Here is a 12,540-nt window from a genome sequence, read left to right as displayed (position 1 = left end):
GACCAGTGTGTGAACGGCCCCGTTGTGCACGCGCACAGAGGGGGGTGATCCGCTGTCGCCCCGTCGGGGCGGGTGGCATCGTCACCAGCCATGAACGGCCCGGGCGCGGAAGGGAGCGAACTCATGCAGCGGCGCAGTGACGAGCGGGGCGAGGTGCTGCTCGACGCCCTTCTGGACGGCCGGTCCGCACCAGGGCTCGCGGCGCGCGCCTCGGCGGTTCTCGGCGTTCCGGAACAGGGCCGCTACGCGGTGGTGGTGCTGCGGGGCGGGCCGGCGGGGCAGGTCATGGACGCGGACGGCCTGCGGTTGTTCCGGAGGACGCGGGCGGACGGCGAGCTTGTCGTCGTCGCCCTGGGTGACCGCGATCCGGCCGGGCTCGCCCCGCTGCTGGCGCGGTGGTGCCCGGGGCGTCCGGGCGGGATCGGCCCGGTGGCGGAGGGCCTGGCGGGGCTCGGGACGGCGCGCCGGCTGGCCGAGGTGGCGCTGCTGACCTGCGGACCGGGCGAGGAGGGGATCGTACGGCTGGAGGAGCGGCTGCCCGCGGCGCTGGTGGTGAGCCAGCCGGAGCTCTCGGCGCGGCTGGTCGCGGACGTCTTCGGTCCGCTGCTGGCCCTGGATCCGGCGGACCGGGCGCTGCTGGTGCGGACGCTGGACGCGTGGCTGGAGTGCGGGGGGTCCGCGGGGCGGGCGGCGGGGCGGCTGTACTGCCATCGCAACACCGTGCTCAACCGGTTGCGGCGGCTGGAGCGACTGACGTCGCGGTCGCTGTCACGGCCGCGCGAACTGATCGAGATGATGCTGGCGCTGGACGCGTTCAGGCTGTCGGTGTCGCCGCCGTGAGTCGGTGTCCCCGCCGTGAGTCGGTGTTCCCGCCGTGAGGATGCAGGGGCGGGGGTGTGCAGGGGCGGGGGTGTGCAGGGGCGGGGGTGTCCCGCCCCTGCACGGTGCCTCGGGTCAGACCAGGAAGTCGCGGGCGATCGACTCGGCCGCGCGCTCCAGCAGGGGCCCGGCCTGGGCCATGCAGACCGCCGGATCGGGTTCCAGTGCCGTCAGTGCGTAGGCCCGCCGGATCCCGGCCCTCTCCAGTGCCTCGGGCGGCAGGGCGAGGCGTCCGCAGACGGCGACGACCTCCACCCCGGCGGCCCGGGCCGCCGCGGCGACGCCCGCCGGTGCCTTGCCGTGGAGGGTCTGCTCGTCGAGCGAGCCCTCGCCGGTCACGACGAGGGTGGCGCGGGCGAGCGCCGGGGCGAAGCCCAGGACGTCGAGCATGACCTCGATGCCGGGGCAAAAGCGTGCTCCCAGGGCGACGAGCGCGCCGTATCCGATGCCTCCGGCGGCGCCCGCGCCGGGCAGCGCGGCGTGCTCGGGTCCGAGGACCGAGGCGTAGTGGGCGAGCGCCGCGTCGAGGACCGCGATGTCGTCCTCGGTGGCGCCCTTCTGCCGCCCGTACACCTCGGGGGCGCCCTTCGGGCCGGTCAGCGGGTTGTCCACGTCGCTGGCCAGGATCAGGTCGATGTCCGCCAGCCGGGGGTCGAGCCCCGACAGGTCGGCCTCGGCCAGGTCGGCGAGTCCGCCGCCGCCGGGGCCGACGGGCTTGCCGTCGGCGTCCAGGAAGCGTGCCCCGAGTGCGGCGAGCATGCCCGCGCCGCCGTCCGTCGTGGCGCTGCCGCCGACGCCGAACACGATCGTCCGGGCGCCCGCGTCGAGCGCGGCCAGCAGCAGTTCGCCCGATCCGTACGTGGTCGCCGTGAGCGGGGCGAACTCCCCGGAGGGGAGGTGCTGGAGGCCCGAGGCCTCCGCCATCTCCACCACGGCCGTGGTGCCGCGCACCGCGTACGCGGCACCGACCGGAGTTCCCAGCGGCCCGGTCACCCGTGCCTCACGGCGCTCGAATCCGGCGGCCACCGCCGCCGCGACCGTGCCGTCGCCGCCGTCCGCGACGGGCAGGGTCTCGACCCGTACACCGGGGACGACGCGCCGTAGTCCGGCCGTCACCCGCTCCGCGACCTGCACGGCCGTGAGTGAGCCCTTGAACTTGTCCGCCGCGACGAGCACGCGGGCGGTCTCCATCACTGCTCCGTCCGTCACCTTGCATCCTTTGCTTTCGAACAGGCAGTCGCGCCGCCCCGACCCTATCCGGACCGCCCCCGGTCTGCCCATGGCTGTCCACGCGTCGGCCACGGCTCGGCCGGGCCCCGGCCGGAGCCTCTACGCTGCCCCCGTGACCACCACTGACTACGCCACTTACATCGCAGGACTGCCCCGGGTACTGGCCGCGGCGGCCTCGCTCTTCCGGGACGAGCACGACCGGCTCCTGCTCGTCGAGCCGAACTACCGGGAGGGCTGGGCCCTGCCCGGCGGCACGGTCGAGTCGGACGGGGGTGAGAGCCCCCGGCAGGCCGCGCGCCGGGAGACGGCGGAGGAGATCGGGCTGGACCTGGAACCGGGCCGGCTGCTCGCGGTCGACTGGGCCCGCGGTACGGGACGGCCGCCGATCGCGGCGTACCTGTACGACGGCGGGGTGCTGTCGGCCGAGCAGTTCGAGGCGATCCGGCTCCAGGAGGAGGAGCTCCTGTCCTGGCGGCTGGTGGACCGCGCGGACCTCGGCGGATTCCTGCCGGAACGACTCGGGCGACGTGTCCTGGCGGCTCTGCGGGTGCTGGACTCGGGGGCGGGTACGGCCGAGCTGGAGGACGGTGAACCACCCGTCCGCTAGGGCGGGTTGCCGTTCGCTGGCCATGGGTCCCTCGTGCGCCCGGGCCCGGCATCATCCCAACTCCGCTACAGGGGAGGGACCATGCCCGGGCTCGACGGACGCGACGGGCTCGATGGACGCGACGGAACGAGCAGGCCGCACAGAACGCCCGGCCCCACGAGGAGCACCCGCCGCCTGTGGCGGACGGCGGTGGCGGCGCCGGCCTGCACGGCCGTGATCGGGACGGCCGGCGGCACGGCAGCCGCGACCGTACGGGCCACCGCACCGGTCACCGTTCCCCGCCCGCTTCCGGCCTCGGTGGACGGTGGTGCCTGGCAGTCCGGCCATGTCCAGGGCATGGCCCTCGACCGCCGCCGCGGCTCCCTGTACTTCTCCTTCACGAACCTGCTGGTGAAGACCGATCTGAAGGGCCGTCCGGTCGGCTCGGTCGATCCGCGAACCCATCGGGACGGCGCTGCCCGCGCTGCTGGCCCGGCTGGCCCCGTCCGCGGAGGGCTGACCAGCTCCTGGCCGGTCGGGCTATCCCTTCAGACCGCCCTGTATCCGGCGTGACGGCTTGAACGTGTACAGGTCCAGGATCTCGGGCACATCTGCGAGGCCGGGTCCGCCCTCCGCCGCCCAGGTGGCTATGTCCGCGACGGCCTGCGGATCGTTGACCAGCCCGAGCCAGACGGGACGGCCGCCCGCGCCACGGCCCTCGGCGGAGGGCTGTACGACCATGACGTTGCCGTGCTCGCACGCGTCCAGACACTCCACGGCGCGCACGGTGGCGACCCCGTCGAGGGACTGCCTCAGCTGCGCCAGCTGCCCGGCGTGGTCCACGCCGGGGATCTTCGGGGTGCCGCAGCAGCAGCCCCGGCAGACGCTGACGGTGGGCCGGGACGGTCCCGGCTCTGCGACGGCCTTGCGGGTGCGGCGGCTCATGCGGGGACACTCCCGGTGGTGGCGCGGATGATCACCGTAGGACTGTACCGAGCGGCTCCCCCACGGGCCGGGGCGACCGGGTGGGGTAATGTTGACGGCTGCGAAGGGGAGTAGCCCCGAAAACCGGTCGTCGACACACTGGAGCCCTCTGGTTCCCGGTGGCCGGGCCCGTAGATACTTGCGGGTGGGCGAGACCTTCGGTCAGGTATGACACGTCCGTGACCTGCGGGCGGTGCCGTCATGCCGGGCCGAGTGGTCCTCCAGAAAAGCCCGAACGGCACTTCGCGGATGACCCGGGGCCCGGTTCTCACAGAAAGCCACCCGGAATGCATCTCGACCCACTGGCGATCCTCACCGCCTTCGGGCTGATCTTCCTCGCGGAGCTCCCCGACAAGACGATGTTCGCCTCGTTGGCCATGGGCACGCGCATGCGCCCCCTGTACGTCTGGTTCGGTACGTCGTCCGCCTTCGTGGTGCACGTCGCCATCGCGGTCGGGGCGGGTGGCCTCATCGGTCTGCTGCCCGACTGGACCGTCAAGCTGGTCTCGGCCCTCCTTTTCGCCTTCGGCGCGTTCATGCTGCTGCGCGGTGGCGGCGACGACGAGGACGGGGACGAGATCAAGACCGTGACCGGCTTCTGGCCGGTCTACTCGACCGCCTTCATGGCCGTCTTCATCAGCGAGTGGGGCGACCTCACCCAGATCACGACCGCGAACCTCGCCGCGAGCAACGGCGCCTGGTCCACGGCCATCGGAGCGGCCGTCGCCCTCATGTCCGTGTCCGCGCTCGCGCTGCTGGCCGGACGGTTCATCGCCAAGCGGGTCCCGCTGAAGACCGTGCAGCGCATCGGCGGGCTGTGCATGCTCGGGCTCGCGATCTGGTCGGCCGTCGAGATCTTCACCGGCTGACCGGCCGACGCCGCCTCGGCGGCGCGACCGGCCCGGCGTACCGGCCCCTCAGAACAGGGCCGGTACGTCGCTGTCCGTCCCCCGCTCGAAGTCGAGCAGCCGCTGCTTGCGTTCCAGGCCGCCGCCGTATCCCGTGAGGCTCCCCGAGGCTCCGACGACGCGGTGGCACGGGACGATGATCCCGACCGGGTTCTTGCCGTTGGCCAGGCCCACCGCACGGGAGGCGCCGGGCTTGCCGAGCTGTTCGGCCAGCTCGCCGTACGAACGGGTCTCGCCGTACGGGATCCGCTCCAGCTCCGCCCAGACGCTGCGCTGGAAGGGTGTGCCGTCCAGGTGCATCGGCAGGTCGAATTCCGTCAGCTCGCCCACGAAGTAGGCCTCCAGCTGCCGGACGGTCTCACCGAAGGGCCGCGGGTCCGGTTCACCGAAGGTCTCCTCCGGCGGGCGGTGCCGTTGCTCGGTCATGTACAGGCCGGCCAGGACACCGTCGGTGGCGACCAGCGTGAGGTCTCCGTAGGGGCTGTCGATGACCGTGTGCTGCCTGGTCATCGCAGATGTGGCTGTCATGGTTCGTCCTCGGGGGGTCAGGCGGGCAGGTGGTTGATGGGGTGGTCGTCGACGGTCCAGAGGTACTGCACGGCGTACGCGCGCCAGGGGCGCCAGTGCGCGGCGCGTGCGGTGAGGGCCGCGGGGGTCGCCGGGAGGCCGAGCTTCTCGGCCGCCCTGCGGATGCCCAGGTCGGTGGGGAGGAAGGCGTCCGGGTCGCCGAGGGCGCGCATGGCGATCACCTCGACCGTCCAGGGGCCGAATCCCGGCAGTGCGGTCAGCTGGGCGCGGGCCTGTTCCCAGTCGGTGCCCTCGCCAAGGCGGAGGGATCCGTCGGCGAGTGCGGCGACCAGGGTGGTGAGCGTGGTGCGGCGGCTGCGCGGCAGGGCGAGGGCCTCCGGATCGAGCCCGGCCAAGGCCTCCGGGGTCGGGAACAGGTGGGTCAGGCCGCCCTCGGGGTCCTCGACAGGTACCCCGTGGGCGGCGACCAGACGGGCGGCGTGGGTACGGGCGGCGGCCGTGGAGACCTGCTGTCCGAGCACGGCGCGTACGGCGAACTCCGCCGCGTCCACCGTGCGCGGCACCCGGCGCCCGGGGGCCTGGTCGACCAGCGGCGCGAGCAGCGGGTCGGAGCGCAGCTGCTCGTCGACGGCGACGGGGTCGGCGTCCAGGTCGAAGAGCCTGCGGCAGCGGCTGATGGCCTGGGTCAGATCGCGCGGATCGGTGAGGGAGAGCCGGCAGGCGATGTGGTCGGACCGCGGTGAGAGCGCCACGATGCCGTGTCCGTGCGGGAGCCGGAGCGTGCGGCGGTAGGCGCCGTCGCGCCACTCCTCGACCCCGGGGACGGCCGTCGCGGCCAGGTGCCCGAAGAGGTTGCTGGGGTTGAGCGGGGCACGGTAGGGCAGCCGCAGGGTGATGACGCCGGCCGCCTCGGCCGCGCCCGCCCCGCGTGCCGCGCGGGCGCGCAGCTCCCCCGGTGCGAGGGCGAAGACCTCGCGGACGGTGTCGTTGAACGTGCGGATGGAGGCGAATCCGGCCGCGAACGCCACCTCCGCCATCGGAATCGCGGTCGTCTCGATGAGGACCCGGGCCGTCTGGGCCCGCTGGGACCGCGCCAGGGCGAGCGGCCCGGCGCCGACTTCGGCGAGGAGCTGGCGCTCGATCTGCCGGGCGGAGTAGCCGAGCCGCACGGCGAGACCCGGTACGCCCTCCCGGTCGACGACCCCGTCCTGGATGAGGCGCATCGCGCGGGCGACGGAGTCGGCGCGGGCGTTCCACTCCGGGGATCCGGGGCTGGTGTCCGGCCTGCATCGCTTGCAGGCCCGGAATCCGGCCTGCTGGCACGCGGCCGCGCTGGGGTAGAAGCTCATGTTGCGCACCTTGGGCGGCACCACCGGGCAGCTGGGCCGGCAGTAGATCCGCGTGGTCAGGACCGCGGTGAAGAACCAGCCGTCGAAGCGGGCGTCCTTCGACTGTACGGCCCGTACGCAACGCTCGGTGTCGGTGTGCATGCTTCCAGGATCAGGCACCCGGAACGGGAGGGCTGGCGGAAATCCGACATCAGCCCCGCGCGGGAATCCGACATCATCCGTTCGAGGGAATCCGGCCGCCGGGCCGGCACCGGGGCCGCCGCGCGGGTACCTCACCTGGCCCGCAGCCGCTTCCACACCGCCTTCGCCGCGTGGTGGCCTGACATGCCGTGCACTCCGGGGCCGGGCGGGGTGGCGGAGGAGCAGAGGAATACCGCGGGGTGGGCGGTGGCGTACGGCACGCGGGCGAGCTTGGGGCGGAGCACCGTCTGCAGCCCGGCGAACGCTCCGGTCGCGATGTCACCGCCGACGTAGTTGGCGTTGCGCGCGGCGAGTTGGGGCGGTCCGGCGATCGCGCGTGCCAGGACGAGATCGCGGAAGCCGGGCGCGAAGCGCTCGATCTGCCGCTCGATGACCTCTGTCGCGTCCCCTTCCCAGCCCGCGGGGACGTGTCCGTAGACCCAGAAGACATGGCGGCCCTCGGGCGCCCGGGAGGGATCGACGAGGCTCGGCTGTGCGGTGATCAGGAAGGGGACGCTCGGGTCGCGGCCCTCCACCGCGGCGCGCAGGGCCGTGTCGATCTCCCCGGCCGTGGGACCGACATGGACCGTACCGGCCCGCCGGGCCTCCTCGGCCGTCCACGGGACGGGGCCCGACAGCGCGTAGTCGATCTTGAAGCAGGAGGCGCCGTAACGGTAGCGGCTGTAGGCGCTGCCGAGGCCGGCGATACGAGCCATCGCGGTGGGCGAGGTGTCGAAGACGTACGCGCGGGCGGGCGGGAGTTCGTCGAGGCGCTTGACCTCCACACCCGTCCGGATCGTGCCGCCCTGTTCACGCAGGTACGAGGCGAGGGCGTCGGAGATGGCCTGTGAGCCGCCGCGCGGCACCGGCCAGCCCTTCGCGTGCGCGGCGAGCGCGAACAGCATGGCGATCCCGCTCGTCGCGATACCGCTGGTGGGCGCTATGGCGTGGGCGGCGAGCCCCGCGATCAGTCCGCGTGCCCTGGCACCCCGGAAGCGGCGGGAGAGGAACGTGGCGGGCGGCAGCGCGTCGAGGCCGAAGCGGACCCATCGGTACGGGTCGCGGGGCAGCCCGTCCCACGGGGTGCGCAGGAAGTCCGCTGCGAGGGTGTCCCAGTGGCCGGTGTAGGGCTCGACCATCCTGCGGTACGCGCCCGCGTCCTGCGGGCCGAGCGACATGGCGCTCTCCCCCACGGACCGGGTGAGCACGGCGGCGGAACCGTCCGGGAAGGGGTGGGCGAGCGCCAGCTCGGGCTGCAGCCATTCCAGGCCGTGCCGGCCCAGCGGCATCGCGTCGAAGGCGGGTGAGCCGATGCCCAGTGGGTGGACGGCGGAACACGGGTCGTGGCGGAAGCCGGGAAGGGTGAGCTCCTCGGTTCGCGCGCCGCCTCCGACGGTCTCGTGGGCCTCGAAGACCTCAACGGCGAGGCCCCGGCGGGCCAGTTCGACCGCGGCCGTCAGCCCGTTGGGGCCCGCCCCCACGACTACGGCATCCAGCATCGATGGCACCTTCGGACTCCTTCGTCAGCCGATGGCCAGGACACCCAGGATATTCGGGCGCACCGACAACCGGTCCGCGGGTAGCCTCCCGCCCGATGAACAAAGCGTGCGCACCCTCTTCCGCCGTCTCCGCCATGGCCTCCCGGCTCACCGCCGTGTCCGGTGTCCGGGCCGTCGTCCTGGGCGGCAGCCGGGCCCGTGGCACCCACCGGCCCGATTCCGACTGGGACCTGGGCGTCTACTACCGCGGCACCCCCGACCTCGCCGCGCTGGCCGCGCTGGGCTCGGAGATCCAGGGTTCCCCGCTGGAGGTCGCGGGGCCGGGCGGCTGGGGGCGGTGGGTCGACGGCGGTGCGTGGCTGACGGTGGACGGCGTCCCGGTCGACTGGATCCTGCGCGATCTGGACCGGGTGGAGTCGGTGTGGTCCGACTGCCGGGAGGGCCGCTTCGAGGTGGGCGTCCAGCCCGGGCATCCGCTGGGCTTCTGGTCCCCCTGCTACGTCGGCGAGGTCGCCCTCTGCCGCGTACTGGAGGACCCCCACGGCGAGTTGACACCCCTTCAGGAAGCGGTGCGGGCCTATCCCGAGCCGCTGCGCGAGGCGCTCGCCGACGCGGCGTGGGAGGCGGAGTTCTCCGTGGCCGGCGCCCGTAGGTCGGCCCCGGCGGGTGACACGCTCCATGTCGCCCTGTGCCTGTCGAAGGCGTTCGGGATCCTCGCCCAGGCCCTGCACGCCCATCACCGCACCTGGTGTCTCAACGAGAAGGGCGCGCTGGCCGCCGCGGCCGCTCTGCCGGACACGCCCGCGGACTTCGCTGACCGGGTCTCCCGGTCGCTGCGCGGCCTGGACGCGGCGGCGGTGGAGACCGCGGCCGGTGTCGTCCGGGACGTACGGGACGTGCTCGCCGGCGGTGGTCCCGCGGTCACCGCCGCGGGAGCGTGAGCGCTACAGGCCGGCGCGCAGCGCGGACAGGATCCGGTCCGCGGTGGGCCTGTCCCTGGCCGCCGTGAACGGGAGGTCGTTGCCGCCGGTGATGCGGTACGGAACGCCGGTGAGTGTCGACTCGGCGCCGCCCGCCTCGGCGACCAGGAGCAGGCCCGCCGCGTGGTCCCAGGCGAACTCCCAGTTGAACGCGACGGCGTCCTGCGCCCCGCAGGCGACGGCGAGGTACTCCAGGCCGGCCGAGCCGCACGCACGGGCGTCGATGCCTTCGGTACGCAGGCCGAGCAGGGCGCGCTTCTGGGCGTCGGAGGTGTAGTCGGGGTGTGACATCGCCACCTTGAGCACAGCTCCCGGCGCGGGCGAACCGCTGTGCAGCGGGGTGCCGTTGAGGGTGGCGCCCCTCCCCCGGACGGCGACGGCCATCTCGCCGAGCACGGGGGCGTACGTCCACGAGGCGTACACCTGTCCGTGGTGGGCGAGGGCGACCAGGGTGCAGAAGCCGGGTTCGCCGTGGACGAACTGACGGGTTCCGTCGACGGGGTCGACGATCCACACGGGCGCGTCGCCGCCGAGCGCGTCGTACACGGCCGGGTCGGCGTGGACGGCCTCCTCGCCGACGACGGCCGAACCGGGCAGGAGCCGGGTCAGGGACCTGGTGAGGTGTTCCTCGGCCAGCCGGTCCGCGGCGGTGACCAGGTCGTGCGGGCCGCTCTTCTCGACGATCTCGTGCGTGGCGAGCTGCCGGTAGCGCGGCAGGATCTCGGCGGCGGCCGCTGCACGGACCGCCGCCTCCACCTCGGTCAGGTTCCCGTTGTCGGCGAGGAAGTCATCGATCATGCCTCCAGCTAAGCACGGTCCGCGTGGGATGCCGCAGGTGGGCGGTCAGCGGCCGACCGCGTACCCCTGCATGCCGCGTGGATTGGCCGCGGCGGACAGAATTCCGGTCTCCGGGTCGCGGGCGACGGCGCACAGCCTCCCCTCGGACCAGGGCGGGCCGACGGTGACGTCGTGGCCGCGGCGGCGCAGCTCCGCGACGGTTTCGGGGTCCATGCGCTCCTCGACGGTCAGGCTCCCGGGCCTCATGTCGCGCGGGTGGAAGGAGCCGGGGAAGCTGTCGTTGTGCCAGTTCGGAACGTCGATGGCGCCTTGCAGGTCGAGCCCGCCGCGGATCCGGGGGCGCAGGGCGACGGCCAGGAAGAAGTGGAGCTGCCACTGGTCCTGCTGGTCGCCGCCGGGGGTACCGAACGCCATGACCGGGACACCGTCGCGCAGGGCGAGCGACGGGGTCAGGGTCGTGCGGGGGCGGCGGCCGGGGGTGAGGGTGTTGGGCAGTCCCTCGTCGAGCCAGGCCATCTGCAGCCGGGTGCCGAGCGGGAAGCCGAGCTCGGGGACGACGGGGTTCGACTGGAGCCAGCCGCCGCTGGGGGTGGCGGAGACCATGTTGCCCCAGCGGTCGACGATGTCGAGGTGGCAGGTGTCGCCGCGGGTCGCGCCGTCCCCGGCGACGGTCGGCTCGCCCGCACCGGCGGCCGTCGGTATGCCGGTGGTGCCGAGGCCGGACGCGACGGCGCGGGCGTGGGCGCTGAGGACGGGGGTGCGCCCGCCGGGGCTGCCGGGGCGGAGCTCGTGGGACGCCTCGCCGGTGACGAGGGCACGGCGTGCGGTGTTGTACGGCTCGGAGAGCAGGGTGTCCAGGGGGACGTCTTCGGCGTCGCCGTACCAGGCCTCGCGGTCCGCCATGGCGAGCTTGCAGCCCTCGACGAGCAGGTGCACGTAGTCGGCGGAGCCGTACGGCGGCAGCTCGCCGGGAAGGAGCGCGAGCTGCTGGAGGAAGGCGGGGCCCTGGCTCCAGCCGCCGGCCTTGGCCAGCGTCCAGCCGTTCCAGTCGTACGTGGCCGGGGCCTCGTAGGCCGCGGACCAGCCGGCCAGGTCGGCGGCGGTGAGCGTGCCGGTGTGGCGGGTGCCGCTGGTGTCCAGGGTGGGTACGGCCGCCTGCCGGACCAGTGCCTCGGCGATGAAGCCCTCGCCCCAGACGGTACGGGCGGCCTCGATCTGGGCGACGCGGTCGGCGCCGCCGGTCCGCTCGGCCTCGGCGATCAGCCGCCGCCAGGTCGCGGCGAGTGCGGGGTTGCGGAACAGCTCCCCCGGCTGCGGGGCCTTCCCGCCGGGGAGGTACACCTCGGCGGACGACGGCCAGGCGGTCTCGAACAGCTCGCGGACCGTCTCCACGGTCTCGCCGATCCGCTCGACCGGCGGGTGGCCGTCCCCGGCGTACCCGATCGCATACCGCAGCACCTGGCGGAGGGTCCTGGTGCCGTGGTCGCGCAGGAGGACCATCCACGCGTCGAAGGCGCCCGGTACGGCGGCGGCCAGCGGCCCGGTACCGGGCACCAGGTCGAGGCCGAGCCCCCGGTAGTGGGCGACGGTCGCCCCGGCGGGGGCGGGTCCCTGGCCGCACAGCACCCGCACGTCGCCGTCCTTCGGCGCCAGGATGACGGGCACCTCCCCGGCCGGGCCGTTGAGGTGGGGTTCGACGACGTGCAGCACGAATCCGGCGGCGACGGCCGCGTCGAAGGCGTTGCCGCCGTCCTCCAGGACGGCCATCGCGGACTGCGAGGCGAGCCAGTGGGTGGAGGACACCATCCCGAAGGTGCCCTGGAGGGTCGGCCGGGTCGTGAACATCGCGCCTCACCTTGCTGGTTGTACGTGTCGAAACGGACCGAACACCGCCCACGACCGGCCCCGGGGAGAATCTGGGGAGTTTCGCCCTGCAAGACCGTTCACCTGATCGTCGAGCAGGCTATCGATCGCCCGCGTTGCACACCACGGGGTTCCCACCTGGGCAGAGCGCGTGGCGCACGCGATCGAGCTGGTCGTACTGCCCGTCGCCATCTGGCGATTACCGATCGGCTTCGGGTACGGCATGCGAGGAGAGCCCGTGCCCTCTGCCTGGTACAACGCCCCTTACGTCATCGGCCTGACGATCCTCACCGAGATCCTCGCGCTGCTCGGCTCGGACCGGTCCGCCGATGGGGCGAGGTCGTTCCGCGCCGGCTGCCGAAGCGGGGAGGGCGACGCATCCCGCCGGCCGCCGCGATCGTCCCCGCGCCCCTGGGCGGTCTCTTCTTCACTGCGCTCGGCGTCCACTGGCTGCACGAGGCCGCTACCGTCGGCACGGCGGCCTGGCCGTACGACGAGGGCTGGGATGTCCTCGTGATGGCGATGAGCGGGCTGATGAACCCGTGGGGGCCACTGCTTATGATTCCGACGTATGCGTACTGCCGACGCCGCCGGGCCTGATCTCGGTCTTCGGTGAGAACGCGCAAACCTTCGCAGCGAGGAATCATCATGTCTGGTATGCGGCTTGCCGACGGTAACGGCTGACCTGGGCCCGGGTCCGGTGGCGGCGCCTCCTCGCAGGAGCGGTACGCCTTCCCGCCGCGTCCGGCGGACAGT

The 12,540-nt window shown here is 73.6% G+C and carries 12 protein-coding genes; 5 read left to right on the top strand and 7 right to left on the bottom strand.

What is annotated here, in order from left to right; all coding sequences use genetic code 11:
- Positions 1-123: 123 nt before the first annotated feature.
- Positions 124-840: a PucR family transcriptional regulator gene (locus tag OG524_RS30965; RefSeq protein WP_405812078.1), complete on the top strand. Its 717-nt coding sequence runs from the start codon at positions 124-126 to the stop codon at positions 838-840.
- Positions 841-954: 114 nt separating this feature from the next.
- On the opposite strand, the gene OG524_RS30960 is transcribed toward OG524_RS30965, so the two are convergent.
- Positions 955-2,070, bottom strand: coding sequence for a glycerate kinase (locus tag OG524_RS30960; protein WP_405812521.1), 1,116 nt, complete (start codon positions 2,068-2,070; stop codon positions 955-957).
- A 151-nt stretch (positions 2,071-2,221) separates the two neighbouring features.
- Between OG524_RS30960 and OG524_RS30955 the strand changes: the two genes are divergently transcribed.
- Complete coding sequence (locus OG524_RS30955) at positions 2,222-2,716, top strand: NUDIX domain-containing protein (RefSeq protein ID WP_405387390.1); 495 nt, start codon at positions 2,222-2,224, stop codon at positions 2,714-2,716.
- Positions 2,717-2,797: 81 nt separating this feature from the next.
- Entirely contained in the window at positions 2,798-3,268 is a 471-nt protein-coding gene (locus OG524_RS30950) for a hypothetical protein (RefSeq protein ID WP_405812077.1), read from the top strand.
- Here OG524_RS30950 and OG524_RS30945 read toward each other — a convergent pair.
- The gene (locus tag OG524_RS30945; protein ID WP_405387394.1) at positions 3,236-3,640 is read right to left on the bottom strand and encodes a (2Fe-2S) ferredoxin domain-containing protein; all 405 of its coding nucleotides are present in this window, start codon (positions 3,638-3,640) and stop codon (positions 3,236-3,238) included. The two genes, OG524_RS30950 and OG524_RS30945, sit on opposite strands and share 33 nt — an antisense overlap.
- A gap of 326 nt (positions 3,641-3,966) precedes the next feature.
- Between OG524_RS30945 and OG524_RS30940 the strand changes: the two genes are divergently transcribed.
- Entirely contained in the window at positions 3,967-4,548 is a 582-nt protein-coding gene (locus OG524_RS30940; protein WP_405387396.1) for a TMEM165/GDT1 family protein, read from the top strand.
- Between the two features lie 48 nt (positions 4,549-4,596).
- Here OG524_RS30940 and OG524_RS30935 read toward each other — a convergent pair whose 3' ends face one another.
- The 3 genes from OG524_RS30935 to OG524_RS30925 all read right to left on the bottom strand — a co-directional run bounded on the left by OG524_RS30935 (position 4,597) and on the right by OG524_RS30925 (position 8,152).
- Complete coding sequence (locus OG524_RS30935; protein ID WP_405393044.1) at positions 4,597-5,097, bottom strand: methylated-DNA--[protein]-cysteine S-methyltransferase; 501 nt, start codon at positions 5,095-5,097, stop codon at positions 4,597-4,599.
- Positions 5,098-5,132: 35 nt separating this feature from the next.
- On the bottom strand, positions 5,133-6,605 hold the full coding sequence (locus OG524_RS30930; RefSeq protein WP_405387400.1) for an AlkA N-terminal domain-containing protein: 1,473 nt from the start codon (positions 6,603-6,605) through the stop codon (positions 5,133-5,135).
- Positions 6,606-6,736: 131 nt separating this feature from the next.
- Positions 6,737-8,152: a phytoene desaturase family protein gene (locus OG524_RS30925; RefSeq protein ID WP_405387402.1), complete on the bottom strand. Its 1,416-nt coding sequence runs from the start codon at positions 8,150-8,152 to the stop codon at positions 6,737-6,739.
- Positions 8,153-8,238: 86 nt separating this feature from the next.
- On the opposite strand from OG524_RS30925, the gene OG524_RS30920 reads away from it, so the two are divergent.
- The gene (locus tag OG524_RS30920; RefSeq protein WP_405812076.1) at positions 8,239-9,084 is read left to right on the top strand and encodes a nucleotidyltransferase domain-containing protein; all 846 of its coding nucleotides are present in this window, start codon (positions 8,239-8,241) and stop codon (positions 9,082-9,084) included.
- 3 nt (positions 9,085-9,087) lie between these two features.
- Here OG524_RS30920 and OG524_RS30915 read toward each other — a convergent pair whose 3' ends face one another.
- Positions 9,088-9,921, bottom strand: coding sequence for an inositol monophosphatase family protein (locus OG524_RS30915; RefSeq protein ID WP_405812075.1), 834 nt, complete (start codon positions 9,919-9,921; stop codon positions 9,088-9,090).
- A 45-nt stretch (positions 9,922-9,966) separates the two neighbouring features.
- Positions 9,967-11,766, bottom strand: coding sequence for a gamma-glutamyltransferase family protein (locus OG524_RS30910; RefSeq protein ID WP_405387408.1), 1,800 nt, complete (start codon positions 11,764-11,766; stop codon positions 9,967-9,969).
- Positions 11,767-12,540 lie beyond the last annotated feature (774 nt).

The sequence above is a fragment of the Streptomyces sp. NBC_01520 genome, assembly GCF_045040375.1.
Classification (GTDB): domain Bacteria; phylum Actinomycetota; class Actinomycetes; order Streptomycetales; family Streptomycetaceae; genus Streptomyces.
Note: the sequence above shows the minus strand (reverse complement) of the source record. Positions and strands in the feature narration are given on the sequence as shown.